20 protein-coding genes and 1 riboswitch are annotated in these 26,270 nt (G+C 70.2%); of the genes, 8 read left to right on the forward strand and 12 right to left on the reverse strand.

The window, feature by feature from the left end; translation table 11 throughout:
* Nucleotides 1-261: 261 nt before the first annotated feature.
* The 3 genes from AB0959_RS45280 to AB0959_RS45290 all read right to left on the reverse strand — a co-directional run bounded on the left by AB0959_RS45280 (nt 262) and on the right by AB0959_RS45290 (nt 4,402).
* Nucleotides 262-1,362 (reverse strand): hypothetical protein, encoded by a 1,101-nt coding sequence (locus tag AB0959_RS45280; protein ID WP_366832744.1) that lies wholly within the window; start codon nt 1,360-1,362, stop codon nt 262-264.
* A 164-nt stretch (nt 1,363-1,526) separates the two neighbouring features.
* Nucleotides 1,527-2,939, reverse strand: coding sequence for an AbfB domain-containing protein (locus AB0959_RS45285; RefSeq protein ID WP_366832745.1), 1,413 nt, complete (start codon nt 2,937-2,939; stop codon nt 1,527-1,529).
* A 38-nt stretch (nt 2,940-2,977) separates the two neighbouring features.
* The gene (locus AB0959_RS45290; protein WP_366832795.1) at nt 2,978-4,402 is read right to left on the reverse strand and encodes a family 43 glycosylhydrolase; all 1,425 of its coding nucleotides are present in this window, start codon (nt 4,400-4,402) and stop codon (nt 2,978-2,980) included.
* A gap of 490 nt (nt 4,403-4,892) precedes the next feature.
* On the opposite strand from AB0959_RS45290, the gene AB0959_RS45295 reads away from it, so the two are divergent.
* Together AB0959_RS45295 and AB0959_RS45300 are read left to right on the forward strand one after the other, a co-directional pair.
* The gene (locus AB0959_RS45295; RefSeq protein ID WP_366832746.1) at nt 4,893-6,875 is read left to right on the forward strand and encodes a translation factor GTPase family protein; all 1,983 of its coding nucleotides are present in this window, start codon (nt 4,893-4,895) and stop codon (nt 6,873-6,875) included.
* 143 nt (nt 6,876-7,018) lie between these two features.
* Complete coding sequence (locus AB0959_RS45300; RefSeq protein ID WP_366832747.1) at nt 7,019-8,899, forward strand: cellulase family glycosylhydrolase; 1,881 nt, start codon at nt 7,019-7,021, stop codon at nt 8,897-8,899.
* Nucleotides 8,900-8,909: 10 nt separating this feature from the next.
* On the opposite strand, the gene AB0959_RS45305 is transcribed toward AB0959_RS45300, so the two are convergent.
* Complete coding sequence (locus tag AB0959_RS45305; RefSeq protein ID WP_366832748.1) at nt 8,910-10,148, reverse strand: YncE family protein; 1,239 nt, start codon at nt 10,146-10,148, stop codon at nt 8,910-8,912.
* A gap of 219 nt (nt 10,149-10,367) precedes the next feature.
* Between AB0959_RS45305 and AB0959_RS45310 the strand changes: the two genes are divergently transcribed.
* Nucleotides 10,368-11,027: a TetR/AcrR family transcriptional regulator gene (locus AB0959_RS45310; RefSeq protein ID WP_366832749.1), complete on the forward strand. Its 660-nt coding sequence runs from the start codon at nt 10,368-10,370 to the stop codon at nt 11,025-11,027.
* 30 nt (nt 11,028-11,057) lie between these two features.
* Here the strand turns inward: AB0959_RS45310 and AB0959_RS45315 are convergent, their stop codons facing one another.
* From AB0959_RS45315 to AB0959_RS45330, 4 genes are read right to left on the reverse strand one after another with little or no spacing between them, the layout of a single operon-like run.
* Nucleotides 11,058-11,897, reverse strand: a complete 840-nt coding sequence (locus AB0959_RS45315; RefSeq protein WP_366832750.1) for a carbohydrate ABC transporter permease — start codon at nt 11,895-11,897, stop codon at nt 11,058-11,060.
* Complete coding sequence (locus AB0959_RS45320; RefSeq protein WP_366832751.1) at nt 11,894-12,808, reverse strand: sugar ABC transporter permease; 915 nt, start codon at nt 12,806-12,808, stop codon at nt 11,894-11,896. The genes AB0959_RS45315 and AB0959_RS45320 overlap by 4 nt, the downstream gene beginning before the upstream one ends.
* Entirely contained in the window at nt 12,798-14,147 is a 1,350-nt protein-coding gene (locus tag AB0959_RS45325) for an extracellular solute-binding protein (RefSeq protein WP_366832752.1), read from the reverse strand. The genes AB0959_RS45320 and AB0959_RS45325 overlap by 11 nt, the downstream gene beginning before the upstream one ends.
* A 46-nt stretch (nt 14,148-14,193) precedes the next feature.
* A complete protein-coding gene (locus AB0959_RS45330; protein WP_366832753.1) occupies nt 14,194-14,928 on the reverse strand; it encodes a sugar isomerase domain-containing protein in 735 nt (244 codons plus the stop codon).
* A gap of 241 nt (nt 14,929-15,169) precedes the next feature.
* Here AB0959_RS45330 and AB0959_RS45335 point away from each other — a divergent pair, with 241 nt between their 5' ends.
* Together AB0959_RS45335 and AB0959_RS45340 are read left to right on the forward strand one after the other, a co-directional pair.
* Nucleotides 15,170-17,356 (forward strand): alpha-N-acetylglucosaminidase, encoded by a 2,187-nt coding sequence (locus tag AB0959_RS45335; RefSeq protein ID WP_366832754.1) that lies wholly within the window; start codon nt 15,170-15,172, stop codon nt 17,354-17,356.
* 2 nt (nt 17,357-17,358) lie between these two features.
* Nucleotides 17,359-18,099 carry a GntR family transcriptional regulator gene (locus AB0959_RS45340; RefSeq protein WP_366832755.1) on the forward strand — a complete coding sequence of 247 codons (741 nt, stop codon included), beginning with the start codon at nt 17,359-17,361 and terminating at the stop codon, nt 18,097-18,099.
* 115 nt (nt 18,100-18,214) lie between these two features.
* Here AB0959_RS45340 and AB0959_RS45345 read toward each other — a convergent pair whose 3' ends face one another.
* Complete coding sequence (locus AB0959_RS45345; protein ID WP_366832796.1) at nt 18,215-19,447, reverse strand: glycosyltransferase; 1,233 nt, start codon at nt 19,445-19,447, stop codon at nt 18,215-18,217.
* Between the two features lie 151 nt (nt 19,448-19,598).
* Nucleotides 19,599-20,456 carry a bifunctional 5,10-methylenetetrahydrofolate dehydrogenase/5,10-methenyltetrahydrofolate cyclohydrolase gene (locus AB0959_RS45350; protein WP_366832756.1) on the reverse strand — a complete coding sequence of 286 codons (858 nt, stop codon included), beginning with the start codon at nt 20,454-20,456 and terminating at the stop codon, nt 19,599-19,601.
* A gap of 23 nt (nt 20,457-20,479) precedes the next feature.
* A riboswitch (ZMP/ZTP riboswitch) is annotated at nt 20,480-20,567 on the reverse strand.
* Nucleotides 20,568-20,651: 84 nt separating this feature from the next.
* Between AB0959_RS45350 and AB0959_RS45355 the strand changes: the two genes are divergently transcribed.
* Nucleotides 20,652-22,037 (forward strand): hypothetical protein, encoded by a 1,386-nt coding sequence (locus AB0959_RS45355; protein ID WP_366832757.1) that lies wholly within the window; start codon nt 20,652-20,654, stop codon nt 22,035-22,037.
* A gap of 29 nt (nt 22,038-22,066) precedes the next feature.
* On the opposite strand, the gene AB0959_RS45360 is transcribed toward AB0959_RS45355, so the two are convergent.
* Nucleotides 22,067-22,432, reverse strand: coding sequence for a nuclear transport factor 2 family protein (locus tag AB0959_RS45360; protein ID WP_366832758.1), 366 nt, complete (start codon nt 22,430-22,432; stop codon nt 22,067-22,069).
* A 159-nt stretch (nt 22,433-22,591) separates the two neighbouring features.
* Complete coding sequence (locus tag AB0959_RS45365) at nt 22,592-24,355, reverse strand: ABC transporter ATP-binding protein (protein WP_366832759.1); 1,764 nt, start codon at nt 24,353-24,355, stop codon at nt 22,592-22,594.
* Nucleotides 24,356-24,532: 177 nt separating this feature from the next.
* Between AB0959_RS45365 and AB0959_RS45370 the strand changes: the two genes are divergently transcribed.
* Complete coding sequence (locus AB0959_RS45370; RefSeq protein ID WP_366832760.1) at nt 24,533-25,621, forward strand: S-(hydroxymethyl)mycothiol dehydrogenase; 1,089 nt, start codon at nt 24,533-24,535, stop codon at nt 25,619-25,621.
* The gene (locus tag AB0959_RS45375; RefSeq protein WP_366832761.1) at nt 25,618-26,250 is read left to right on the forward strand and encodes an MBL fold metallo-hydrolase; all 633 of its coding nucleotides are present in this window, start codon (nt 25,618-25,620) and stop codon (nt 26,248-26,250) included. The genes AB0959_RS45370 and AB0959_RS45375 overlap by 4 nt, the downstream gene beginning before the upstream one ends.
* Nucleotides 26,251-26,270 lie beyond the last annotated feature (20 nt).

Consider the following 26,270-nt stretch of genomic DNA (forward strand, 5'->3'; position numbering starts at 1 on the left):
GCGGAGATCGGGGCGGGGGTGTCGAACTTCTGCATGGTGCGCTCCTTCGGCTTCGGCTCGTTGTTTCCGACACCAGAAACGCTACGTTGCGTTCATGAAGTCGGCAACATATTCGTTGCGCGGAATCAGCATCATCGCAGGTAGTGGCGTCAACATTGTTGCAATGGGTATGAATTCAACGCAACAGGAGCTCATTCGTTCGTTGCAACAGATGAAGAGTGAACGCTATAGCGGCGGAGCGCGAAGAGGGGTGCGCCGGTGTTATCCGCGCTGCTCGTAGTGACGCCACTCGCGACCGTCGTCGCGGGAGATCCACAGCCCTTCGCCCTTGACCAGGTCGTACGTCGCCGTCGTCGCGTCCGCGATGCCGTAGAGCGTCGTGCCGACGACGCTGAACGACGTGAATTTCGCCGGCGTCCTCAGCTCCTGGAAGGCGCTGTTGGTCCGGTCCTCGGCGAGCCAGTAGCGGCCGCCTTCCTCGCCGACAAGGAGCCGCCCGTCCGCAAGCACCTCCAGGACCAGAAACTCCGGGCCTCGCTTCAGCTCCCCCCAGGGAATGCCGCCGCCCAGGACCGTGCGCCAGTGCGCGCCGCTGTCCGTCGTCACCAACAGGCCGCGCACGCCCTCGTCCCGGGTGAGGCTCAGTGCCGCGATGCCACCCCGCGCGGCGAGGATGCCCCCCGTGTACGGCTTCGGGACGGCCCTTGAACCCAGGGTGCGACCGTCACGCTGCCATACGACGCGGTTGGGGTCGTCGGTCAGGGGCTGGTCCAGGCTCCAGACCGTGCCCCGCTCGTCGACGGCGAGGCGGATGGCGTCGTCCGGCACTCCGGCCGGAGGCGCCACAGTGCGCGTGGCGGGGCGGTAGATGAGGGTCGGCTCCAGTTCGGCGAGCAGGATGTCGCCGGGACGGGGGCGCAACGGGGTCTCCGTGATGACGGCCTTGTGCCGCTTGCCGCGTACATCGAGGGCGTACGCTCCCTCGGCCCCTTCCCCCGGCGGCACGCGCACGAAGCCCCCACGTACCCCCTTGAACCTGGCCGGCGCCGCCTCCGCGTCCGTGTGTTCCGCGCGCTCGGCGACCGTACGGCCGTCGGGGCCGACCATGCGCCAGGCCCAGGCGGCCGGCCCCTCGTCGTCCTCGACGTTGCCGGCGTCGTATGTGAGGAGCAGCGAGCCGTCGTCCGAGCGGACCACGCCGGAGGGCGCGCCGGCCGCTTCGATGACGTCGGCAGGGCGCGGGTGAGGGGCTTCGATGACGCGCTTGTACCTCGCCTCGCGGTCTCCGGGGCCTCCGTCGCCGGGGCCGGGACCGCCCGGACCGCAGGCGGTCAACGCCAGCGCGCCACTCGCCGCGGCCACGAGCCCGACCGTTCGCCTCCCGCGTTCCCTCAGCCACGCCATTGCCACATCCTCGCATCAGGCGGCGACCGTCGGTACACGCGCGTGGTTCGGTGCCAAGGACTGGCCGCAACACCTGAGCCCGGCGCACGAGATACGTGTGCGCCGGGCTCAGGTGTTGCGGCTCAGAGTGGTGTGACGGGCACGAACGAACTGTCCTGCCGGAACAGATCCGTGCCGTCCGACGGGTCCACCCGCAGCTGGTAGTTGTAGTGCCGCAGGTAGTAGCCCGGGTAGTTGTACGACTCGAAGCGGAGGGAACCGGAGGCCGTGCCCGTCCGGGCGATGTATGTGGCGTCCTTGGCGAACACCGACGAACCGTCGTTCGCGTCGAAGCGGCCCCGGAAGTCCCAGTGCCGCAGGTAGTTGCCGGCCGTGTCCCGGAAGGAGAAACCGTTCGAGTCGGCGAGCCCCGGCACCACCGTGAACGTCGACGCCTGCTTCTCCGCCGTGGTGCTGGAGGAACTCACCACGGGGAGGTTCAGCAGGGACGACTGCTCCTGCCAGTAGCGGGTGGAGAAGTTGGCCGAGCGGAAGGAGCGGGTGACCCCGGTCGAGAGGCTCGGGCCGCCCGACACCGTCTCCTTGATCACCGTGAAGTGGCGCGCGGTGCCGGAGACCGACGGCAGCTTCTTCGGCGCTGTCCACGTGGCGAAGGTGTCGTAGCTGTCGCTGTAGTAGTAGCTGCTGTCGCCGTAGCCGTCGAAGAAGATCCGCCAGCCGCCGTTGTCGAGCTGGATCAGCGCCGGTCCCTCACGGGTGCCGCCCCAGCCCGCCCAGTCACCCGTCCGGCGGATCGTGTACGGGCCGTTGAGGCTGGAGGCGGTGGCGTACTCGATGTACTTCGTCGTCTCGTTCTTCGGGAACGCGTGGTACGTCGAGCCGATCTTCACGATGAACGTGTCGATGTGGTTGGCGCCGATTCCGGACAGGGCGGCGGGTGAACTCCACGCAGTGAGTGCGGAGTTGGTGGCGCGCAGGCGGTACGGGGTGAAGGTCCACTCGTCGTTCGTGGTGGAGCACGACACGATGACGTTCACGCTGCCGTCGCTGTCGACGAACCACTCGGGCGCCCACGCCCGCGACAGGTTCGCGATGGGGACCGTGTAGTCGTACAGGAACGTCCAGTTGACCCGGTTGGAGCTGCGCGCGAAGCCGATGGTCGTGCTGGGGTCCTGCCAGGTGTGCGTCGTGTAGGTGATGTAGTAGTAGCCGTCCGTGTGCTTGAAGATGCTGGCGTCGCGGATGCGGTTGCTGGGCGGCGTGTACGCGGAGGCCTGGACGAGCCGGAAGTCGGTGGCGTCGTCGGACTGGTAGACGTTCACGGTGCCGTCGTTGCTGTTCAGGAACGGCACGATCGTGTAGCGGGTGGCGGACCCGTTCGGGGGCGCGGCGGCCGTGGCGGTGCCCAGCATGCCCGGCAGTTCACCCAGGGCGAGCGCCGAGGCGGGGAGCGCTGCCATGGCGCGCAGCAGGGTGCGGCGGGACGGCACGAAGGCGGAGGGGCGGTCGTGTCTGTCGTGGTCGGAAGGTGTCATCTGCGGCTCTCCTCAGTACGGCTGGTCAGTGGGCGGACTCACTGGGTGTAGAAGGTGGCGTCGGCCCGGTCGGTCGCCGTGCTGAGAGCCTGGACGTTGAGCAGGTAGTCGTAGTGGCGGATGTAGCGGCCCGGGAAGTTGTACGACTCGTAGGAGACCCCGGCGGAGTCCGCGAGGCCGGCCCGCGCGGTGAAGGAGGCGTCGCCGCGGAACTGGGCCGTCCCGTCGTCCTTCTCCACCCACACCTCGAAGTTCTTGTGCCGCAGGTAGTAGCCGGGGAAGTTGGCCGACTCAAGGGAGACGGTGCCGCTGCCGGCGAGGCCGGTGACCGTGCGGAACTGCGAGTCTGCCAGCGGGGAGACGTTCGGCTCGATCTTGGCGCGGAACTCCCAGTGCCGGACGAAGCGGTCGGGGAAGTTGTAGGAGGAGAGCCGGATCGGGGTGAGGCCGTCGGCCACCGGGATGCCGAAGTCGGGTGTCCCGTCGGCCTTCCAGTACACCTTCTGGACGCGGGTGCGGCGGTTGGGGTCGTTGAGCGGGTCGCCGCTGATGTCCTTGTAGCCGCGGTCGTGGTACACGAGGATGTCCGACTTGCCGTCCTCGGAGACCGTGAACTGGTTGTGGCCGGGGCCGTACTGGCTGGTGGCGGCGCTGCTGGCGAAGACCGGGCCAGTGGACTTGGCCCAGGACGAGGCGCTCAGCAGGTTGGCCGAGGCCGACGCGGTCAGCATGCCCATGCAGTAGTTGGCATCGGTGGCGCTGGCCGAGAAGGTCAGGAAGACCTTGCCGTTCCGCTGGATGACGGCCGGACCCTCGTTGACCGTCTGGCCCCCGGCGGTCTCCCACGAGGCGGTCGGCCGGCTGATCATGACCGGGGTGCCCGTGATGGTCCAGGGGCTGGACATCCTCGCGAGGTACAGGTTGGTGCCGCTGCCGACCGCCGGGTCGTTCTGCGCCCAGCACAGGTAGCGCGACCCGTTCACGACGAACGTCGTCGCGTCCAGGGAGAAGGTGTCGAGCGGCAGCGCGATACGGCCCTTCTCGGTCCACGTACCGCTGATCGGGTTCGCGGCGGTGCACTCCAGCACGTACGGCCGGATCTTCCAGACGTCGTTCGCGGCGCCGGCGGCGAAGTAGATGTACCACTTCCCGTCGATGAAGTGGATCTCCGGGGCCCAGATGTGGGCACCCATGTCACCGGTGGCGTGCTTGGTCCAGATGGTGGTCTCGGTGGCCGAGGAGAGCCCCTGGATCGTGGTGGCACGGCGCAGGACGATCCGGTCGTACGCGGGCACCGTGGCGGTGAAGTAGTAGTAGCCGTCGGTGTGCTTCCAGATGTGCGGGTCGGCCCGTTGCGCGGCGATGGTGTTCGTGTACGTCACGCCGGGGGAGGCGGGGACGGCGGCGTGGGCGGTACCGGCGGAAACTCCGGTGACGGTGGCGGCGGCCGAGCCGGCGATCATGCCGAGGACCGTTCGACGGGTGAGCGCAGGTCTCACGGGCTTCTCCCTCTGGGGGTGGAGCTGGGGGCGAGCGGGGGCGGAGCGAGGTGGGGGTGAGTGGGGCGCAGAGACACCGACAACTGCCGGTATTTCGAACGTGGTTCGTAAGCTCGGCCAGAAGATAGATCCTGCGCATGACCGCGTCAACGCTTCTGTCACACAGGTTTCACACAACGGCAAACGGGCGCGCCGCACCCGTTATCCGCAGGTGGTAGGGGTGTCCATCGGCCACGGGCGGCGGGCGCCGGCCGTCCCCGGCAGCCAGGCAATGTTGAGTCTTAATCCGTTGCGGCCGCACGAAGTGCTCTGATGCACTGCACACGACGAGCCCCCAGCGACCTCCGGAGATCCCAGAGGTCCCAGCGCACATTCGGAGCCGCTATGCGTCCTGCAGTCATGTCCACCCCGGAAGAAATGACCCTCTCTTCAAAGGACATGACCCTCGGTGCACATGCTCAACCTGGGAATTCTCGCGCACATCGACGCAGGTAAGACCAGCCTCACCGAACGGCTGCTGCACGCCGTCGGAGTCATCGACGAGATCGGCCGCGTCGACGACGGGAACACGCAGACCGATTCCCTCGCGCTGGAACAGCGGCGCGGAATCACGATCAAATCCGCCGTCGTCTCCTTCGAGATCGACGACGTGACGGTCAATCTGATCGACACACCCGGCCATCCGGATTTCATCGCCGAGGTCGAGCGTGTGCTCGGCGTGCTCGACGGCGCCGTGCTCGTCGTCTCCGCCGTCGAGGGCGTCCAGGCGCAGACCCGCGTCCTGATGCGGACGCTGCAGCGGCTGCGCATCCCCACGCTGATCTTCGTCAACAAGATCGACCGCCGTGGAGCGTGCCCCGCGGACATCCTGAACACCATTTCCGTACGGCTCACTCCGATGATCGTCCCCATGGGTGAGGTGGTCGGTGAGGGGTCCCCGGGCGCCCGCTTCGTCCCGTATCCGGGCCTCCCGCGACCCGGGCTCCTCGAAGTCCTCGCCGAGCACGACGACGGACTTCTCGCCGCGTACGTCGACGACGAGACGGCCGTCCCGTACGCGCGCCTGCACTCCGAGTTGGCCGCGCAGACCGGGAAGGCGCTGGTCCACCCGGTGTTCTTCGGCTCGGCCGTCACGGGTGCGGGCATCGGTGAACTCGTCGAGAGCATCCGGCAGTTGCTGCCGAACGCCGAGGGCGACGCGTACGGACCGGTCTCCGGCACCGTGTTCAAGGTCGAGCGCGGGGCGGCGGGCGAGAAGATCGCGTACGTACGGATGTTCTCCGGCACCCTGTGCACACGGGACCGCGTCACCTTCCGGGACAGCGAACCGGAGGGCAGGATCACCGCGATCGACGTCTTCGGTGGCGGGTCGACCGTCCGGGAGGCGTCCGTGGCGGCGGGACGGATCGCCAGACTGAGGGGTCTGGCCGACGTCCGGATCGGGGACGTCGTCGGCGCACCCCGGAAAGGAACCGGCGACCACCATTTCGCACCGCCGACCCTCGAAACGGTCGTCGTTCCGGTGTGCTCCCGTGACAGAGGCGCCCTGCACACCGCGCTCACGCAACTCGCCGAGCAGGATCCGCTGATCAATCTGCGGCACGACGAAATCCGCCAGGAGATCTCCGTTTCCCTGTACGGCGAAGTGCAGAAGGAGGTCATCCAGGCCACCCTGGGCGACGAGTTCGGCCTCGATGTCACCTTTCGCGAAACCACACCTCTCTGCGTCGAGCGGCTGACCGGCAGCGGTGCCGCGGTGGAGTTCAACAAGAAGGACAGCAATCCCTTTCTCGCGACCGTCGGACTGCGCGTCGATCCGGCGCCCGTCGGCTCCGGGGTGGAATTCCGGCTGGAGGTCGAACTCGGATCGATGCCGTACGCGTTCTTCAAGGCGGTCGAGGACACCGTGCGCGAGACGCTGGACCAGGGAATCCACGGCTGGCGGATCCCCGACTGCACGGTCACCATGACGCACTCCGGCTACTCGCCCCGGCAGAGCCACGCTCACCAGAGGTTCGACAAGAGCATGTCGAGCACGGGCGCGGACTTCCGCGGACTGACCCCGCTGGTGCTGACGGCCGCGCTGCTCCGTTCCGGCACCCGGGTGCACGAGCCACTGCACCGGTTCCGGCTGGAGGTCCCGGCGGACACGCTCGGCGCGGTCCTGCCCGTGCTGGCGAAGCTGCGCGCCGTGGCGCGGTCCACCGAGGCGCGCGGTCCGGTGTCCGTGCTGGAGGGATGGGTGCCGGCGGCGCGGGTGCACCGGCTGGAGCAGCGGCTGCCGGGGCTCACGCGCGGTGAGGGCGAGCTGGAGTCCGTCTTCGACCACTACGCGCCCGTCGCCCCCGGTGCCGTACCGGAACGGCCGCGCACCGACCACAACCCGCTCGACCGGAGGGAGTACCTCCTGAACCTGACCAGGCGGATCGGAGGCTGACCGGGCGGGGGTGGTGGCCGACCGGGCAGGACGGCGGTGACCAACGTGACAGTGGATGAGGGTAATGCCTTTGCGAAACCGGGTACTTACTCGTGGGTCAGGTGCTATTGACGCCTCGCTTGGCCGTTGGGACCGTGGTGGACATGTCGAATGTCGCGGGCATGTCAAAAATGCGCACCCGTTGGCTCGGTGTCCTCGTACTCGTCACCGGCTTCCTGACCACGGCGGGCTCCCAGCCCGCCACCGCCCTCCCCGACGAACTCTGGTTCGACGCACCGGCCGCGGCCACCCTCACCGTCGAGAACGGCCGTTTCACCGACGGTCTCGGCCGCGAGGTCGTCCTGCGGGGCTACAACGTCTCAGGCGAGACCAAGCTGAAGGAGAACAAAGGCCTGCCCTTCGCCTCGGTCGCGGACGCCAAGAAGTCCGCGACCGCGCTGAGAGCCCTCGGCGGCGGCAACTCGGTCCGCTTCCTGCTCTCCTGGGCCTACGCGGAGCCCGTGCGCGGCCAGGTGGACACGGCCTACCTGGCCGCCGCGACCGACCAGATGCGCGCGTTCCTGGACGCCGGGATCCGTGTGTACCCCGACTTCCACCAGGACCTGTACTCCCGCTGGCTGTTCGACTCCGACAGCTGGTACACGGGCGACGGCGCCCCCAAGTGGGCCGTCGACCTCGGCGACTACCCCGACGAATACTGCGGCATCTGCCCCTTCTGGGGCCAGAACATCACCTCGAACGCGGCCGTGACGCGGGCGGCGTACGACTTCTGGCACAACAAGTACGGCCTCCAGGACAGCTTCCTCGACACCGCCCAGAAGACGATGGCGTACCTGAAGCAGAACCTGACCACCGCTCAGTTCGCGGCGCTCGTCGGCTTCGACCCGTGGAACGAACCGCACGCGGGCACCTACGACTCGGGCCAGACCAGCCGGGCGTGGGAGAAGGACGTCCTGTGGCCGTTCTACGTCAAGTTCCGCGCCCGCATGGACGCCGCGGGCTGGCAGGCCAAGCCCGCCTTCGTCGAGCCGAACCTCTTCTGGAACGCCAACATCGACTTCCAGAAGCAGGAGGGCGGACTCCTCGACGCGGGCACGCTCGGCCCGCGCTTCGTCTTCAACACCCACTTCTACGACCAGAAGGCCATCTCCGGCGTCTTCATGTGGGGCAAGGCGGAGGACGGCCAGTACGTCGGCGACTTCGGCACCGTGCGCGACCGGGCCTCCGCCACCGGGACGGCGGGCATCATCAGCGAGTTCGGGCACCCGCTCACCGGCTCGGTCTCCGACAAGGCGCCGACGGTCTACAAGGCGATGTACCAGGCCCTCGACTCCCGCGTGAAGGGGGCGAACTGGTGGTCGGACCCGGCGGGTTCCGGTCCCGTCCTCTCCGGCTCCCAGTGGCAGTGGGACATCTACAACGGCCGCCACCGCGAGCTGATGAACGACAACCCCGACAAGGTGCAGACCGAGGGCGACGGCTGGAACAGTGAGGACCTGTCCGCGGTGCGCCTCGACGACTCGGGCAAGGCCGTGCTGCGCCAGGACGCGCGACTGCTGGACCGCGTCTATCCCAGCGCCACCGCGGGCCGCTCGCTCGCCTTCACCTACGAGGACCGCTCACGGGACGGCTCCAGCACGCTGACGTGGAATCCCGTTCCGAGTTCCCTGCCGAACGTCAAGCAGCTCGTGGGCTCGGGCCAGTACGCGCTGCTGGTGTGGCGCTCCGACGGCAGCTCCGAGCCGACGGAACTGCACCTGCCGGCGTCGTTCCCGAACGCGTCCACCACGGTGGTCTCCGACCTCGGCACGGCGGTCGGCCCGCCGGCGTACACCCGCACCACTCCGATCGCCACCGCCAACGAGCCGGGTGGCACGGGCAGCCGCCGGTTGCTGCTCACCGCCGCCGACTCGGGCACACCGCACTACGCCCTCGTCGCCAACGGTGCGACAGCCCCGTCCGCCTCGCTGTTGAGCGCGGCGCGGACGGAGCTGTCCTCGTGGATGGCCTCCGAGTTCAACTAGAGAAGGTGGGTCAGTCGGCGGCCGGCCCCGTCCAGTTGGCAGGCACGTGAGCCAGCCGGACACGCTGGGGGTGGTCGCCGACGGCCACGGACACGGTCTTCTTGCCGGTGGCGAAGTCGATCGCCGTGACCTGGTCGGCACCGCTCTCGGAGATGACGCAGGACTTGCCGTCACCGCTGACGGTCGCCCAGTAAGGCTTCGAGGCGGTGACGAGCGGGCCCTCCTGGAAGGTGGCGCGGTCGACGACGACCGCGTAGTCGTCCATCGTGCCCGCGACGCACAGCTTCGAGCCGTCGGGCTTCATCGAGATGCCGTGGTGGCGCGAGTCGTTGACCCAGGTGGTGCGGTCCGTGCTGGTCGCCGGGTTCTTCGGCAGTTCCTTGGTGCGGGTGATCTTGTCCGTGGCGATGTCGTACTCGAAGAAGCCGTTGAAGAACGACACCTGGAAGTACAGCTTGGACTCGTCCGGGCTGAAGGCGGCCGGGCGGACCGCGTCGGAGTAGTCCTTGAGGCCGATCGCGTCGAGCCGCTCCCGCATGTCGATGACCTTGACCTGCTTGAACGTGGAGGCGTCGACGACCGTGATCTTGCGGTCGCCCTTCGTCCAGTCCAGCCACGGGGCGTCGGTCGCGGTGTTCACGTCGCCGATCGCCATGTTCCAGATCTTGCCGTCCTTGGTGAAGATGTTCTCGTGCGGCTTGTCGCCCGTGGCGAACGAACCCGCCTGCTTGCCGGTGTTGATGTCCAGCACGTGAACGGTGTTGGAGGTGGAGGCCGAGACGGCGACACGCTTGCCGTCGGGGGAGACCGCCATGTGGTCGGCGCGGTAACCCGACACGGGGAAGCGCCAGTTGATGTCGCCCGAGGCCAGATCGATCGAGACCACGTCGGCGAAGCTCGGACGGGAGACCACCATCGACTTGCCGTCGGGGGTGGAGTACATGTCGTCGACGAACTGGTCGTGGCCTTCGCCCACGCTGTTGCGGATGGTCATGAAGGCGATCCACCGGATCGGATCGGCGTTGATCTCCGCCATCCGCTCGTCCTTGTCCGGTATCACGTTGATCCGGCCGATCTTCGCGAAGTCACCCGAGGACTTGATGACGTCGGCGGTGCCGTCCCAGTTGTTGCCCACGAACATCACCTCCCGCAGGTCGGCGGAGGCGGCCGGGGCGGCTGACGCGGATGCCGCGGCCCCCGCGGTCAGGGCGAGAGCGGCGGCGACCGCGCAGAGGTGACGCTTGCTCATGCGGCGTGTTCCGGAGGCGGGCATGGGTCGTTCCTCCTGCTGAGTGGGGGTGTGGCACGGCGGCTCCCGGCAGCGTCAAACTGAAAACGCCACCGTTCAGAATGAACTTACTGGAAAGTAAGGAAGGGGTGGCCGTCAACACAAGACCGCGGACACGACAAAATTGGGCGACGGCCGAACCGGAACCGACGGCCGCCGAACGCGAGAAGGGGGAACGCGGTGGTGGGCAGGCTCAAACAGCCGACCGGCCGTTACGGGGGGAAGTCCGCCGAGGAGCGCAAGGCGGACAGACGCCGGCGCTTCCTCGATGCCGCGCTCCAACTCTTCGGCGACAGCCCGGGGTTCCGCGGCACGACCGTGGCGGCCCTGAGCGAGACCGCGGGCCTGTCGACCCGTCAGTTCTACGAGGAGTTCCGCACCCTGGAGGACGTCCTGGCCGCCCTCCACCTCCAGGTCAACGACCTCGCGGAGGAGGCCGCGCTGGTCGGGCTCGCCACGGCACAGGGGCAGTCCATCACCGAGCGCGCCACGGCGGCGTTCCGCGCCTACGCCGCCAACGTCACCGGCGACCCGCGACGACTGCGCATCACCTTCATCGAGATCATCGGTGTCAGCCCGCGTCTGGAACGGCAGCGGCTGGAACGCCGCTCCCGATGGGTCGACTTCATCTGCGCGGAGGCGGCCGCGGCCGCCGAACGGGGCGAGGCGGCCCGACGGGACTACCGCATCGCGGCCGCCGCCTTCATCGGCAGCGTCAACGGCCTGCTCCACGACTGGCAGGCGGGCTGGGTGGACGCGAACCTCGACGAGGTCGTCGAGGAACTCGTGCAGTTGCTCCTCGGGATACTCCGGCCGCCGGGATGGAGTTCGGAGAGCTGACGAAGGGCCCTGGCCCACCGGTCGGGTCCGTCATCCCTTCGTCGCTCCCTGCAGCAGTCCCGCCATGAAGCTGCGCTGGAAGACGACGAAGAGGATCAGGATGGGCAGCATCACGATGATCGTCCCCGCGGCCAGCGTGGGGATGTCCGTGCTGTTCTGGCCGACGAAGAAACCCAGCCCGGCGGGAGCCGTGTGCCTGGTGGTGTCCTGGATGAGGACCAGCACCAGCAGGAACTGGTTCCACGACCACATGAACACGAGCAGACCGAGCGTCATCAGCGACGGCCGGGCCAGCGGGAGCAGGACCTTGAGCAGGATCGTGGCCGACGAGGCACCGTCGATCCGGGCCGCCTCCACCAGCGACGCCGGGGTGGACTGGAAGTGGGTGCGCATCCAGAACACGCCGAACGGCATGAACAGCGCGATCTCCACCAGGATCACGCCCAGGTACGAGTTGGTCAGACCGAAGCCCCGAAGGTCGAAGTAGAGGGGAACCACGATCAGTTCGACCGGGATGGTGAGGCCGGCGACGAAGAAGGCCGCGACCGCGTTGCCCCCCGGGAGCCGCGCCGTGCCCAGCGCGTAGCCCGCCAGCGTGGCGAGGACCAGGGAGGCGGGAACGACACCGAGCGCGATGGTGAGGCTGTGGCGGATGAGGGCGGAGAAGCCGGCCACCGACCACGCCTGTTCGTAGTTGTCCCAGCTGATCCGGTCCGGCCAGGTCAGGCCCACCACCGGAGTGCCCGCGGGCTGCAGAGAGGCCAGGAAGACGCTGAGGAAGGGAATCACGACGGCGATGGCCATGACCGTCAGGAGCGCGTAACCCGACCAGCGTTCCGATCGCGTGGCCGTGTTCATGGCGGTGTTCATGACTCCGACCTCGACAGACGGTTGATGAGGTAGACGATCGCGAGTATCAGAAGGCCGAGGACGACGGCCAGAGCCGCGGCGAGCCCGACCTTGCCCTCCGAGAACGCCAGCCGGTACACGAGCAGTCCGGGAACCGTCGTCTGCTCGCCGGGACCGCCGTTCGTCGTCACGTACACGATGTCGAAGCTGGCGAGGGCGGCCACCGTGGTCACGGTCATGGCGACGGCGAGCTCGCCGCGCAGGTGCGGGAGAGTGACCGAGACGAACTCCCGTAAGGGGCCCGCCCCGTCGAGCCGGGCCGCCTCGTACAGGCTGGGATCCACCTTCTGCACGCCGCTGAGGAAGAGCATCATGCACAGGCCGCTGAGGACCCAGGTGCCCACGAGGCCGACCGCGATCAGCGCGGCGCCGAAGTCGCCGAGCCACGCCCGCGTCACACCGTCCAGGCCGACCGCGCCCAGCGCCTGGTTCACCAGCCCGTCGTCCCCGTACAGCCAGCGCCAGGTCACGCCCACCGCGACGAGCGGAACGACCTGCGGCAGCATGAACAGGAACCGGTACGCGCCCATGCCGGGCCGCCGGTAACGAGCGAGCAGGCCGGTCATCCCCAGCCCCAGCACGATGGGTACGAAGGAGAAGAACACCACCAGGACCAGGGCGTTGAACACGGACCGGCGCAGGATGGCGTCCTGAAGGATCTCCTGGTAGTTGCCGAGGCCGACCCAGTCGCCCAGTGTGACGCCGTCCCACTCGAACAGGGAGAGATACGCCGTGTGCAGGGCGGGCAGCACCGCGAACGCGACGTAGACGGCGAAGGCGGGCAGCACGTACAGGTAGCCGCGATAAGGGCTGCGCCCGCGGGCGCTCGCGGGCCGGGCCGGCGGCCTACTGCGCGGCAATCTACTGCGCATGATGCTCCTCCCACTCGTCCTGAAGTGAGCCGAGGTAGTCCGCGGGCCCGACGCGGTCCGCGATGAGCTTCTGGATGCCGGATCGGAGCCGGTCGAGCATGCCGGGGGCGGCGAAGTCGGGGAACGTCGTGATCCCGTGGTCGGCGACGGCCCGCCGGTGGCCCTCCGCGATGTCGGCGAGGACGCCTTTCGGCTTGGTGACCGCCTTGGGGTTGGGCGGCAGGAAGCCGTTGTCGCTGATGATCTGGCCGGCTTCGGGCGAGGTCAGGAAGTCGAGGAACACGCCTGCCGCCTCGGGGTGTTCGGTCCGGGACGAGATGGCATAGGAGACGCTGAAGCCCGAGGCCACGGTGCGGTCGGAGGCCCGTTCGCCCGGCATCGGGAAGAAGCCGACGTTGTCTCCCATGGCGGTCGCCAACTGACCCGCAGCCCAGTTGCCGTTGATCAGGAAGACGCTGTCGCCCTTGGTGAACTGGGCGGTGGAATCGACCTGTGCGGTGCCGTTGGCGGACTTGTTGTAGTAGCCCTTGCGGCCCCACTCGATGACCGTCTCGCTGGCGTTCGTCGCGGCGGGCTTCTTGATGGTGGCGCCCTTGGCGCCGTTGATCCAGTCCCAGTAGTCGTCCGTGGGCATGGTCTGGTTGAGGAGAGCGGCCCACAGGTGGATGCCGCCGGAGTCGAGCGCGCCGACGCCGAGTGGCGTCATGTTCGCCTTCTTGGCCGCGGCGAGCTGCTCCTCGAACTCCGCCAGAGTCCTGGGCGGAGAGTCGATCCCGGCCCGCGCGGCCAGTTTCTTGTTGTAGTAGATACCGGTCATCGACAGACCGGCCGGAACCCCGAACAGGGCGCGCCCGCCGGTGGCTTCACTGGTTCGCCCGGCGGTGAGCTGGTCGAGGCTGACCGGGGGAATGGCCTTGTCCCATCCGTACGCCTCCCGGTAGGGCGCGAGATCGAGGATCTGGCCGTCCGCCGCGAGGTCGCTCATCCCGACGGCGTACTGCGCGATGTCGGGGGCGGAGTCGGAGGTCATGGTGAGCTTCAGGTTCTGGACGTAGTCCGAGAACGTCTTGTACTGCGGCTCGACCTTGATGGAGGGGTGCTCCTTCTCGAACGCGGCGATCAGCGCGTCGACCATCACAGGGGCGTCGGCGAACTGCAGACGTAAGGTGATCTTCTCGTCCGGCACGGCGGTCGAGGACGGCACACTGCGCGGCCCCGGCACCGCGGCCGCGCTGCCGGGAGTCAGGGCGTCGCAGGCGGTGGTGAGCGGCAGCACGAGCGCGACGGCGCAGGCCGCCGCCGCGACACGGCGACGTACCCGGGGCGTCCTGTCCATCATCGGCCTCCTTGCGTTCTCTCGGCGCAGAACGGGGCGGATCGCTGCCTCAGCCCCGGGGAATGCGGTCCTTGACCTTCTCCAGCAGGGCGCTGTTGTGGCGCTCGGCGTCGTCGGCGGTGTTCTGACTGACGATCAACGGTGGTTCCTGGCCGTGGAGTTCGGCGAGCAGTTGAGCGGCCCTGCAGGTCAGGGCGTTGACGATGGCCGCCCCCACGACAGTCGACAGGGCGCCGACCGTGCCGTCGGCGAGGGGCACCACCGCGTCACCGGGGCGGCCGTGCGAGTCGATGACGATGTCGGCGACGTCGAGCAGGCGCCTGCCGTCGGCGTGCCGGGAGGCGGCGGACAGCGAGTGGGCCCGGCTGGTGACCGCGACGACCTTCGCTCCCAACGCGCGGGCGCCGAGGGCGAACTCGACCGGAACGGCGTTGATGCCGGAGTTGGAGATCACGACCACCACCTCGCCGGCTCTGATGTCCGCCGTACTCAGGATCGCCGCCGCGTAGCCGCCGGCGCGTTCGGCCGCACCGGCGTGCCGGGGCGTGGTGGGGGAGAGCGCCGGGTCGGCGATCACGTTGACCGGCGCGAGGCCACCCGCGCGGAGCAGCGGTTCGAGGGCGACGAGTTGCGAATGGCCGCTGCCGAAGTAGTGGACGACGCCTCCCGCGGCGATGCTGTCCGCGATGGCGCCCGCGGCGCGCTCGATGGCGGGCCGCTCGGCGGTGGCCAACGCGGTGAGGTTCTCCTGGAGAGCGGCGACATAGGCGAGAGCGGCGTTCATCGTGTCGAGGCCACCTAGGTGTCGAGCCGGTGAGGGAGGAGCTCGTACGGGCCGGACCGGGGCGCGAGGCTTGTCGGCGTGGCTGTGGACCGTACCAGAGGGTTATAGAGCTGCACAGGGGGCGCGTGCCAACCGGTCCTATATTCAGCCCGGTTGCTTGCCGCCCGCAGTCGGTGCGCTAGGCTCAGTGACCCCTCTGTGGTACGTACCACAGACGACCCCGTCAGGAGTCGCCCGGACGATGACCTTCCCCCATGGCCCGAGCGCGGCAGTCTCCGCGGGCCGCGGGCTGCTTCAGCGGCTACTCGGCGACAGAGCCGCGGAGTTCACCGTCGAGGTCGCGCCCGGGAACGGCGGGCCCGACTGGTTCGAGGTCGACGCCGGGCCGCACGGGGTGGCGCTGCGCGGTTCCAGCGGTGTCGCCGTCGCCTCGGCGCTGCGCTGGTATCTCCGGGCGGCCTGCAAGGCGCAGATCACCTGGGACGCCTCCGTGCCCCGGCTGCCCGACCGCCTGCCGCGCACCGGCACACCCGGCCCTACGATCTCCCCCTACCGGCACCACTACCACTTCAACGTCTGCACGTTCGGCTACACCACGGCGTTCTGGGACTGGACGCGCTGGGAGCGCCACATCGACTGGATGGCGCTGCACGGGGTGACGACGCCCCTGGCGATGACGGGAATGGAGGCCGCCTGGCACCGGGCCCTCCTGGGCGCCGGTCTCGACGACGAGGCCGCCCGGCGGTTCCTCGGCGGTCCGGCCCACCTCCCGTGGAACTGGCTCGCCTCGCTCGACCACTGGTGCGGGCCCCTGCCGCGGAGCTGGATCGACAGCCACGCGGAACTCGGCCGCCGCATCCTGGACCGCGAGCGTGCCCTGGGTATGCGGCCGGTCCTCCAGGGCTTCTCCGGCCATGCGCCCCGTGCACTGATCGCGGACCGGGGCGCCCGGTCGACGACCCTGCGCTGGTGGGACTTCGACATCGATGTGCTGGACCCGCGCGACCCGCTGTTCGAGGAGTTCGGCACCACGCTGCTGACCGAGCAGACCCGCCTCTTCGGCACCGACCACCTCTATGCCGCCGACCCGTTCATCGAGACGACACCTCCGGTGACCGACCCCGATGACATCACCCGTGTCGCACGGGCCGTGCACGGCGTCATGACCGCGGTGGACGACCGGGCCACGTGGGTGCTCCAGGCATGGCCCTTCTCCTACCGCTCCGACTACTGGACGGCGGAGCGGACCCGGGCCTTCCTCGACGCCGTCCCGGACGACCGGATGCTGATCCTGGACCTGTGGGCCGAACACGAGCCGGTGTGGCGGCACACCGACGGCTACCGCGGAAAACCATGGGTGTGGTGCATGCTCCACAACCTGGGCGGACGGCCCGGCCTCTACGGAAAGCTGGACGAGCTCGCCACCGGCGCCGCCAGGGCGGGCGCCGACGCACGCGGCGGATCGCTGAGCGGAGTCGGCGCGAGCATGGAGGCCTTCGGCGGCGACCCCGTCCTGTACGAACTGCTGGCGGACGTCGCCTGGCAGGGCGCTGTCACGGACGTGACCGCCTGGCTGGAGAGCTGGACCGAGGCCCGGTACGGACGCCGAACCCCCGGGCTGCTGCGCGCCTGGGAACTCCTGCACGCCACCGTCTACACAACAGACGCTCCCGGCCCGCCGGGCTCGGTCATCGTCTGCCGGCCCACGCTGAAGGGCGATCTGCGCCCGGAGCCGCCGGTGCACCTGGCGGCGCCGCCCTCACCCACCGTCCCACCGGGTCTGGCCGAGGCGTGGACGCTCCTGGCGGACGAGGCGACGCGGGAGGACAGCGCGGGGCCACTCGGCCGGGATCTGTGCGACGTCACCGCACAGGTGCTCACCCATGTGGCGTGCGCCCATCAGCGGCGGGCGGCGGACGCGGCCCTGGCGCGGGACGCCGACGGCTTCCGAGCCGCCGCGACCGCCCTGCTCACGACGATCGAGGACCTGGACTCGACTCTGGCCACCCGGCCCGAATACCGGCTGGACGCCTGGCTCTTGGACGCCAGGAGCTGGGCGACCACCCCCGCCGAGGCCGAGCTGTACGAGACGGGCGCGCGACGCATCCTCACGCTCTGGGGGCACTCCCGCAGCGAACTGCACGACTACTCGGGCCGGCACTGGGCCGGTCTGGTCCGTTCGTTCCACCTCCCGCGCTGGCGAAGCTGGTGCGAGTACATCGACCGGGCGCTCGCGACCGGATCCCCCTACCGGGCCGAGGAGTTCGAGGCGTTCCTGGTCGACTGGGAGGAGCGGTGGATCGCCGACGGGGCCGGGACGACGACCCCCGGGACCCGGGCCGCCGGGACGACCCTGGACGTGGTGCGTACGCTGATGCCCCGTTACCGCGCCTCTCGGGGACAGCGGACAGGTGCGAACCCGGAGTGATCGTGACGCTCGAGGACAGGCGCAGGGACGACGGCCCGGAGACGGACGCCTACAAGTACGAAGCTCTGCGGCGGCAGCTCCAGGCCGACATCGCCCGGATGCGGCCCGACGAGGCGCTGCCCACCGAACGGCAGCTCGCCGGGCGGTACAACGTCAGCAGGGCGACCGCCCGGCGCGCGCTCCAGGCCCTGCGCGAGGACGGCCTGATCCGCAGTGTGCGCGGCGTGGGAACCTTCGTCGCCCAGCCCAGGATCACCAAGACGTCGAAGCTCACCTCGTTCTCCGAGGACCTGCGTTCGCGCGGCTACCACCCCAGCGCCGAACTCCTCGCCGCGGAGCTGGTCGAGGCCGACCTGCACCATGCCACGGCCCTGGGCGTCGACCCCGGCACCCCCCTCCACCGCATCGAACGGCTCCGGCTGGGCGACGGCTTCCCCATCTGCGTGGAAACGGTCCACCTCTCGGCCGAGCGCTTCCCCGACCTGGACGAGTCCCTCCTCGAGGGCTCGCTGTCCGAGGCGCTGCAGAACACCCACGGCGTGCGGGTGGTACGGGCCACCCAGCACATCCGGGCGGTGAACGTGACCGGTCGTCAGGCGCGGCTGCTCGGCGTCAAGGAGGGCTCCGCCGCCCTGCTCGTACGACGCACGGCGTTCGACGACAAGGGGCATGTGGTGGAGTACGGCGAGTCGTTGTGCCGTGGCGACCTGTACGAGTTCTCGCTGGTGGTGACCCGAGCGTGACCCGAGCGGTGTAGGCACCCTCCGTAGCCCCGTAGCCCCGTAGCCCCGTAGCCCCGTAGCCCCGTAGCCCCGTAGCCCCGTAGCCCCGTGGCCCCGTGGCCCCGTGGCCCGGCGGTCAGGCGTCGGCGATCCGGTCCACCGCGGCGAGCACCGGGGCCACCGCGTCCTCGCCGCGGACACGCTCGGCGAGACTCCGTGCCCGCTGCCCGTACGAGGCGTCGCCCGTGGCCTTCCGCAGCGCGGCGGCCAGCGCCCCGGCCGTGAGGCCCCGCAGCGGCACGGCCCGGGGCGCCACTCCGAGCGCGACGAGCCGGGCGGCCCAGAAGCCCTCGTCGAACTGGACCGGCACGGGCACCGCCGGCACCCCCGCGCGCAGCCCGGCCGCCGTGGTGCCCGCGCCCGCGTGATGGACCACGGCCGCCATGTGCGGGAACAGCAGCGAGTGCGGCACCTCTCCGATGGTGAGCATGTCGTCACCGTCACCGCGCAGTTCGCCCCAGCCCCGCTGGATCACCCCGCGCAGGCCCGCCGCGCGCAAGGCCCGTACGACCTGCGCGCTCAGCCGCTCGGCGTCGGGCACGGTGGCGCTGCCCAGGCCCACGAAGACCGGGGGAGGACCGTCGTCCAGGAAGTCCCGCAACTCCGGCGGAAGTTGACTGTCCCGGTCGTACGGCCACCAGTAGCCGACGACGTCCAGCCCGGACCGCCAGTCGCGGGGCCGGGACACGACCAGCGGGCTGAAACCGTGGAACACGGGCCAGCTCCGCCGCTCATGTGCCTTGCGGACGGCCGCGAGCCCGGCCCGGGGCAGACCGAGCCGGACCCGCAGATCCCGTACCGTCTCCGCGAAGACCCGCTCCACGGCCAGGGTCACGCCGTGCCCGGCCGCCCGGTTGAGCACCGGGCCCCAGGAACGGGTGCCGGTCATCGGTGGCGCGAACTCCCTGGTGGGGTTGAGCGGTTGCAGGTTCACGCCCATGCTCGGCAGTGACAGCCCCTCGGCGACGGTGTGCCCGAGCGGTGCGAGGGCTCCGGTCAGCAGCAGGACGTCACTGGCACGGGCGGCGGCCACGACGTCGCCGACCATCTGCCCGGCGAACCTCCGGCCCATCTCCGCCAAACGGATCAGCTTTCCGGCGCCGGTCCCGCTGCTGTGCAGACCGCGCCCGCGATCCGACTCCAACTCGGCCCGCGGATCAATGGGCAGGGAGTGGAACCGGACCCCCGATCCCTCCACCAGAGGCTCGAAACGCCCGTGCGTCACCAGGGTGACGTCGTGTCCGGCCCGCACCAGTCCGTGTCCCAGACCGGTGAACGGGGCCACGTCGCCCCGTGAACCGGCCGTCATGATCGCTATCCGCACGCGGGTCAGTATGGCGGCGTACGTGTGGCGGTGCCGGGCGCGGGGGGCAGCACGTCCGAAAGAGCCTCCTGGGTTTCCGAAAGGACACGCCGAGGGATCGGGAACCGCCGGCATCGGCCCCCGCGCTCCGCGCCCGTCAGAGGCCCAGTTGCCGTTCGGCCCCGGTGACGGTCTGCTCCAGCAGCGTCGCGATCGTCATCGGGCCGACACCGCCTGGCACCGGCGTGATCAGCCCCGCCCGAGCGGCGGCGGAGTCGAAGTGGACGTCGCCGACGTTGCCCGCGTTGTACCCGGCGTCGACCACGACGGCCCCCGGCTTGACGTCCCCGCCGCGGATCAGCTCGGGCCGTCCCACGGCCGCCACCACGACGTCGGCCTCCCGCAGATGCGACGGCAGGTCCTTCGTCCGTGAGTGGCAGTACGTCACCGTGGCGTCCCGGCCGAGCAGCAGCATCCCGACCGGCTTGCCGAGAATCGCGCTGCGCCCCACGACGACGGCCCGCCGCCCCGCCAGGTCCACGTCGTACGCGTCGAGCAGCCGCATGATGCCGCCGGGCGTGCAGGACACGAACCCCGGCAGCCCGAAACTCATCGCGGCGTACGAGCTGAGGGTGACCCCGTCGACGTCCTTCTCCGGCGCGATGGCCTCGAACGCGGCCCGCTCGTCGATGTGCGGTCCCACCGGGTGCTGGAGCAGGATGCCGTGCACCGCCGGGTTGGCGGAGAGCGCCGTCAGGGTGCCGACGAGTTCGGCTGTCGTGGTCGTGGCGGGCAGCGGGACGTGCCGTGACTCGATGCCCGCCTTCCGGCAGCGGTTGCGCTTCATCCGGACGTAGGTGACGGAGGCGGGATCCTCGCCGACGAGCACCGTCGCGAGACACGGTGCCGTGCCGGTGCGTCGCGTGACCTCGGCGGCACGACGTGCCGTCTGCTCCGCGATCCGCCGCGCGAGACCGGTTCCGTCCATGAGCCGTGCCTGGTGGGCCTGGGACATGCGCTCCTCCTGAGCGTCGTCGTGACAAGCGCCCAGGCGCGCGGCAGGAGACCCGTTCGTCGAGCCGCTCCCCGGTGGTACTCCACCTCAGCGCCAGTCACGGCCCGCCGACCACCGTAGCCGAGGAGAGGGCAGAACCGGGCGGTGCGTGCGTCGTATGATCATCGGCCGGGCGGCGCAGGGGGAGTGGGGCGGGTGGAGAACGTACGCACGGAGGTCCTTCGAGGACTGGCCGTCAATCCGAGTGCGCCGAGCGACGTGCTGCTCCGTCTCCTGGAGCCGGGTGCGGAGGCGTCGTGGCTCTGGCTGTGCCTGCGGACCGGCGGACTGCCGGACGACGTCGCCGACGCGATCCTCGCCCACCCCGACTACCGGGTACGCGAGATCCTCACCGAGAGTTGGACCGCGGACCCGGCCCAGCGCGCCCGACTGGTCGACGACCCGGAGGTCAAGGTACGCCGGGCTCTGGCCATGGGGTCGGAGCCCTTCCGCGGAAAGGCCGAGCCGCTCCCGGACGCGGCGTACGAGCGGCTGCTGAGCGATCCGGACAGCCGCGTCCGTGCCTGGACGGCGCGGTCGCGCAGCATCCCGCTTCGCGTCCTCGCCGGGTACGCGGACCACGCCGACGCCGAGGTCCGCGCGGCCGTCACCCGCGCCTGGGACGAACTGCCGCCGCCCACCCGGCAGGCGCTCCTCGCCGACCCCGCCGCCGAGGTGCGCACGGCCGCGGCCCTGCGCGTCTGCCACCAGGACGCCGCACGCACCGACGAACTGCTGGGTGAGCTCGACGGCTGGGAACGCGAACTGGTTCTGCGGCGGTGTCTGCTGACGCGAACCACCGCCGAGCGGCTGGTGAGCAGCGAGGACGACGGCGAACGTGGCGCCGTTGCCCTCAACCCGTCGCTCCCGGCCGACCTGGTGGACCGCCTGGCCCGTGACCCCGAGCACGAGGTCCGCCGCGCCGTGTCCGTACGGCCCGAACTGACCGAGGAACAGCGGGCCGCGATCGACTACCGGGTCGAGCCGCAAGAGCGGCTGACCCCCCTCGACTGGGTGCGCGCGCTGCCCGACGACCACGAAGCGCTCCGCCGCTGCGCGACCTCCGCGCACATCTGGCTGCGCCGCAGCGCCGCCGTGCACCCGCGGCTGCCCTCGGACCTGGTTACCCGGCTCGCCGCAGATGACGACTTCGCCGTCCGCCTCCTGACCTGTGAGTTCCAGCCGTCCGCTCCGGCGGAGGCGGTACTGGGCGTGTTCCTGGAGTGGAAGGGGATCACGCGCGGCGAACTGCTCGGCAAGCCGCAGTTCCCCAGGCGGGGCCTGGCGCGGTACGCCGACCACGACGACCCCGCCCTCCGTGTGCTCGCGGTCCACGACCCCGACGCGGCACCGGAGTTGATCGAACGCCTCAGCCGCGACCAGTCCGGCGTGTTGCGGAGCGCTGCCGCGAGCGACCCCCGGCTCTCACCCGAGCGGATCGAGGAACTGCTCACGGATCCCGGCGCCGCCCGGAGCGCGGCCGCCAATCCGGTGCTGCCGGTCGAGGTGATGCACCGGTGGCTGGACACGGCGTTGGGCTGACCTCCCGCGCCTCCTTCTCTGCTCGCCCTCTACTCGTCCCAGGCCTGGAGCAGGGTCTGATCGACGATCTTGCCGTCCTGCAGCGACAGCATGGAGGTCGACAGCACCCTCACACCGTCCGGGTACTCGCAGGACTCGGAGTAGGCGACGTGATCGCCCTCCACGACGCATTGCTCCAGCTTGTGCGACATCTCGCGTCCGAAGACCTCGTCGAGCATGTCGCTGATCTCGTTGCGCCCGTGCATCACCTTCGGATGGCTGGGCTGGGTGTTGCGGTCCACGACACGCAGCTCGGCGTCCTCCGCGTACATCGCCAGCAGCGTGTTCGTTTCACGTCCTTCGATGCCCCGGCGCAGCGCTTCGGTGTCGAAGGCGGGGCTTGCCGCGGTACCCATATGACCGACCTCCTTCTCAGGCCGCGGCCCGACCGGGAAACGGGCCGCGGAGGACCTCCCCCTTCGAGGCTCCTCCGCCACCCGGAACCCGGCAAGCGCAGCCGAAGGTGCCGAGGTCAGGAGCTGAGCTGCCGGCTCAGGAGTTCGCGCCGCCCCGGTTCAGGCGGTCGCGAGGAACTGGGTCGCCGCGAGTTCGGCGTAGAGCGGATCGGCGGTCACGAGTTCCCGGTGGGTTCCGACCGCCCGTACCCGGCCCGCGTCCATGACGACGATGCGGTCGGCCATCGTCACCGTGGACAGCCGGTGCGCGACGACGAGGACGGTCGTCGTCCGGGCGACGTCGGCGACCGTGTCCCGCAGCGCGGCCTCGTTGACCGCGTCGAGTTGCGAGGTCGCCTCGTCGAGGAGCAGCAGCCGCGGGCGGCGCAGCAGGGCGCGGGCGATGGCGACGCGCTGGCGCTCGCCACCCGAGAGCTTGGTGCCGCGATGCCCCACGAGGGTCTCCAGCCCCTGAGGCAGCTTCGCCACCAGCCCGTCCAGTCGTGTCGTCTTCAGCACGCGCGTGAGCGCGGCCTCGTCCGCCTCCGGGTTGCCCAGCAGCAGGTTGTCCCGCAGCGAACCCGACAGCACCGGCGCGTCCTGCTCCACGTAACCGATCGCGGACCTCAGACGGGGCAGCTCCCAGTCGGTGACGTCACGGCCGTCGAGCGTGATGACGCCCGCCTCCGGGTCGTAGAACCGTTCGATGAGCGAGAACACGGTCGTCTTCCCCGCGCCGGACGGCCCCACGAACGCGGTCATGCCCCGCGCCGGGACCGCGAAGGTCACTCCGTGGTGGACGTACGGCAGATCCTCGGCGTACCGGAAGCGGACGTCCTCGAAGGCGACCGCGGCGGGCTCGGCACCGGGGGAGGGCAACGGCGCGGCCTGCGACGGCGGTTCGGCGGGCAGCCGCTGGGCCTCCTGGATGCGGGCGAGCGCGGCGGCCCCCGTCTGGTACTGGGTGACGGCACCGACGACCTGCTGGATCGGCGACATCAGATAGAAGACGAACAGCAGGAACGCGACCAGCGTGCCCACGTCGATCGCACCCGTGGCCACCCGGCCCCCGCCCACCGCGAGCACGGTGATGAAGGCGATCTGCATGGCGAGCCCCGCCGTGTTGCCCGCGGCCGCCGACCACTTGGCGGCCCGCACGCTCTGCCGCCACGACTCCTCGGCGGCGTTGTGGATCCGCTCCTCCTCGCGGTGCTCGGCACCGGACGCCTTGACGGTGCGCAGCGCGCCGAGGATCCGCTCCAGGGAGGCGCCCATCGCGCCGACCGCGTTCTGCGCCTCGCGGCTGGCCCGGTTGATGTGCGGCACGATCACCCCGAGCACGACGCCCGCGCCCACGATCACGCCCAGCGTGACGGCCAGCAGCACCGGGTCGACCAGACCCATCATCACCACGGTCGCGACGAGCGTGAGCCCGCCGGTGCCGAGGCCCACCAGCGAGTCCGTCGTGACCTCGCGCAGGAGCGTGGTGTCCGAGGTGATGCGGGCCATCAGGTCGCCCGGCTCACTCCGGTCCACGGCCGCTATCCGCAGCCGCAGCAGGTACGACGACAGCGTGCGCCGCGCGCCGAGCACCACGGACTCGGCGGTGCGCCGCAGCACGTACGACCCCAGCGCTCCGATGCCCGCGTTGGCGATCACCAGGGCCGACATGAGGAGCAGCGCACCCGTGATGGCTCGGCCGTGGGACAGGTCGTCGATCAACTCCCTTGCCACCAGCGGCAGCGCGAGTCCGCAGGCGCCCGTGGCCAGCGCCAGCAGCGCGCCCAGCAGCAGTGTCCACCGGTGCGGCCGTATGTACCCGAGCAGCAGCCGCCACGCGGGCTGCTCGGGCTGCTGCTGGGTCTCTGTCTCCTGTGCGCTCACGTCGCTCCTCGCGAGGGAGTGGGGCGGAGCGTTCAGGCTACGTCGGCCGCGGGACCCTGCCGAAGCGGTTTCCGCGCGCGGACTCGGCAGACACCCCACTCCGGTGATCCACATCCCTTACCGATCAGTCACACGTAGGGTCGGGGGAGCGAAAACCGAACGACGGAAGGGTCCTCCATGGCGCAGGAAGTGCGCGGCGTGATCGCACCGGGCAAGAACGAGCCGGTGCGGATCGAGACGATCCTCGTACCGGATCCCGGACCGGGCGAGGCCGTGGTGAAGGTGCAGGCCTGCGGGGTGTGCCACACCGACCTGCACTACAAGCAGGGCGGCATCAACGACGACTTCCCCTTCCTGCTCGGCCACGAGGCCGCCGGCGTCGTGGAGTCGGTCGGCGCGGGCGTCACCGACGTCGCGCCCGGTGACTTCGTGATCCTCAACTGGCGTGCCGTGTGCGGCAACTGCCGGGCCTGTCGCCGCGGACGCCCCTGGTACTGCTTCAACACGCACAACGCCGAGCAGAAGATGACCCTCGCCTCGACCGGCCAGGAACTGTCCCCGGCCCTGGGTATCGGCGCCTTCGCCGAGAAGACGCTCGTCGCGGCCGGGCAGTGCACCAAGGTCGACCCTGCCGCGTCCCCGGCGGTCGCCGGACTGCTCGGCTGCGGTGTGATGGCCGGCATCGGCGCCGCCATCAACACCGGCAACGTGGGCCGGGGCGACAGCGTCGCCGTCATCGGCTGCGGAGGTGTCGGCGACGCCGCCATCGCCGGATCCCGGCTGGCCGGCGCCGAGAAGATCATCGCCGTCGACATCGACGACCGGAAGCTCGCCACCGCCAGGAGCATCGGCGCCACGCACACCGTCAACTCCAAGGAGACCGACGCCGTCGAGGCCATCCGCGAACTCACCGGCGGCTTCGGCGCCGACGTGGTGATCGAGGCCGTCGGCCGCCCGGAGACGTACAAGCAGGCCTTCTACGCCCGCGACCTGGCCGGCACGGTCGTCCTCGTCGGCGTCCCTACACCGGAGATGAAGCTGGAGCTGCCGCTGCTGGACGTCTTCGGCCGCGGTGGCGCGCTGAAGTCGTCCTGGTACGGCGACTGCCTGCCCGACCGCGACTTCCCGATGCTGATCAACCTCTACCTCCAGGGCCGCCTGGACCTGGAGGCGTTCGTGACGGAGACCATCCAGCTCGACGAGGTCGAGAAGGCGTTCAAGCGCATGCACGCCGGTGACGTCCTGCGGTCGGTGGTGACGCTGTGACCGACGCGCGCATCGAACACCTCGTCACCTCGGGCCAGTTCACGCTCGACGGCGGCACCTGGGACGTCGACAACAACGTGTGGATCGTCGGCGACGACCGCGAGGCGATCGTCATCGACGCCGCACACGACGCGGACGCCATCGCCAAGGCGCTGGGAGACCGGAGGCTGCTGGCCATCGTGTGCACCCACGCCCACAACGACCACATCGACGCCGCACCCGCCCTGGCCGAGCGGACCGGCGCCACGATCTGGCTCCACCCCGACGACCTGCCGCTGTGGAAGCAGACCCACCCCGACCGCCTGCCCGACAACCGGCTCGCCGACGGGCAGGTCATCGAGGTGGCCGGCACCGAGCTCACCGTCCTGCACACCCCGGGCCACGCCCCGGGCGCGGTGTGCCTGTACGACGCCGGTCTGGGCACCGTCTTCACCGGCGACACCCTCTTCCAGGGCGGGCCGGGCGCCACCGGGCGCTCGTACTCCCACTTCCCGACGATCATCGACTCGATCCGCGACCGGCTGCTCGCGCTCCCGCCCGAGACGGTCGTCCACACCGGACACGGCGAGACCACGACGATCGGCGCCGAGGCACCCCACCTGGAGGAGTGGATCGCCCGCGGGCACTGACCGGCGGACCCGCACAGGGC

It is taken from the genome of Streptomyces sp. NPDC046862, assembly GCF_040704615.1.
In the GTDB taxonomy this organism is placed as follows: Bacteria; Actinomycetota; Actinomycetes; order Streptomycetales; family Streptomycetaceae; genus Streptomyces.

Excerpts from the sequence above, each read along its gene's own strand:
- AB0959_RS45285 (WP_366832745.1), bottom strand. The coding sequence starts at position 2,939 with ATGACACCTTCCGACCACGACAGACACGACCGCCCCTCCGCCTTCGTG.
- AB0959_RS45290 (WP_366832795.1), bottom strand. The coding sequence starts at position 4,402 with ATGATCGCCGGCTCGGCCGCCGCCACCGTCACCGGAGTTTCCGCCGGT.
- AB0959_RS45295 (WP_366832746.1), top strand. The coding sequence starts at position 4,893 with ATGCTCAACCTGGGAATTCTCGCGCACATCGACGCAGGTAAGACCAGC.
- AB0959_RS45300 (WP_366832747.1), top strand. The coding sequence starts at position 7,019 with ATGTCGAATGTCGCGGGCATGTCAAAAATGCGCACCCGTTGGCTCGGT.
- AB0959_RS45305 (WP_366832748.1), bottom strand. The coding sequence starts at position 10,148 with ATGAGCAAGCGTCACCTCTGCGCGGTCGCCGCCGCTCTCGCCCTGACC.
- AB0959_RS45315 (WP_366832750.1), bottom strand. The coding sequence starts at position 11,897 with ATGAACACCGCCATGAACACGGCCACGCGATCGGAACGCTGGTCGGGT.
- AB0959_RS45320 (WP_366832751.1), bottom strand. The coding sequence starts at position 12,808 with ATGCGCAGTAGATTGCCGCGCAGTAGGCCGCCGGCCCGGCCCGCGAGC.
- AB0959_RS45325 (WP_366832752.1), bottom strand. The coding sequence starts at position 14,147 with ATGATGGACAGGACGCCCCGGGTACGTCGCCGTGTCGCGGCGGCGGCC.
- AB0959_RS45330 (WP_366832753.1), bottom strand. The coding sequence starts at position 14,928 with ATGAACGCCGCTCTCGCCTATGTCGCCGCTCTCCAGGAGAACCTCACC.
- AB0959_RS45335 (WP_366832754.1), top strand. The coding sequence starts at position 15,170 with ATGACCTTCCCCCATGGCCCGAGCGCGGCAGTCTCCGCGGGCCGCGGG.
- AB0959_RS45345 (WP_366832796.1), bottom strand. The coding sequence starts at position 19,447 with ATGACGGCCGGTTCACGGGGCGACGTGGCCCCGTTCACCGGTCTGGGA.
- AB0959_RS45350 (WP_366832756.1), bottom strand. The coding sequence starts at position 20,456 with ATGTCCCAGGCCCACCAGGCACGGCTCATGGACGGAACCGGTCTCGCG.
- AB0959_RS45360 (WP_366832758.1), bottom strand. The coding sequence starts at position 22,432 with ATGGGTACCGCGGCAAGCCCCGCCTTCGACACCGAAGCGCTGCGCCGG.
- AB0959_RS45370 (WP_366832760.1), top strand. The coding sequence starts at position 24,533 with ATGGCGCAGGAAGTGCGCGGCGTGATCGCACCGGGCAAGAACGAGCCG.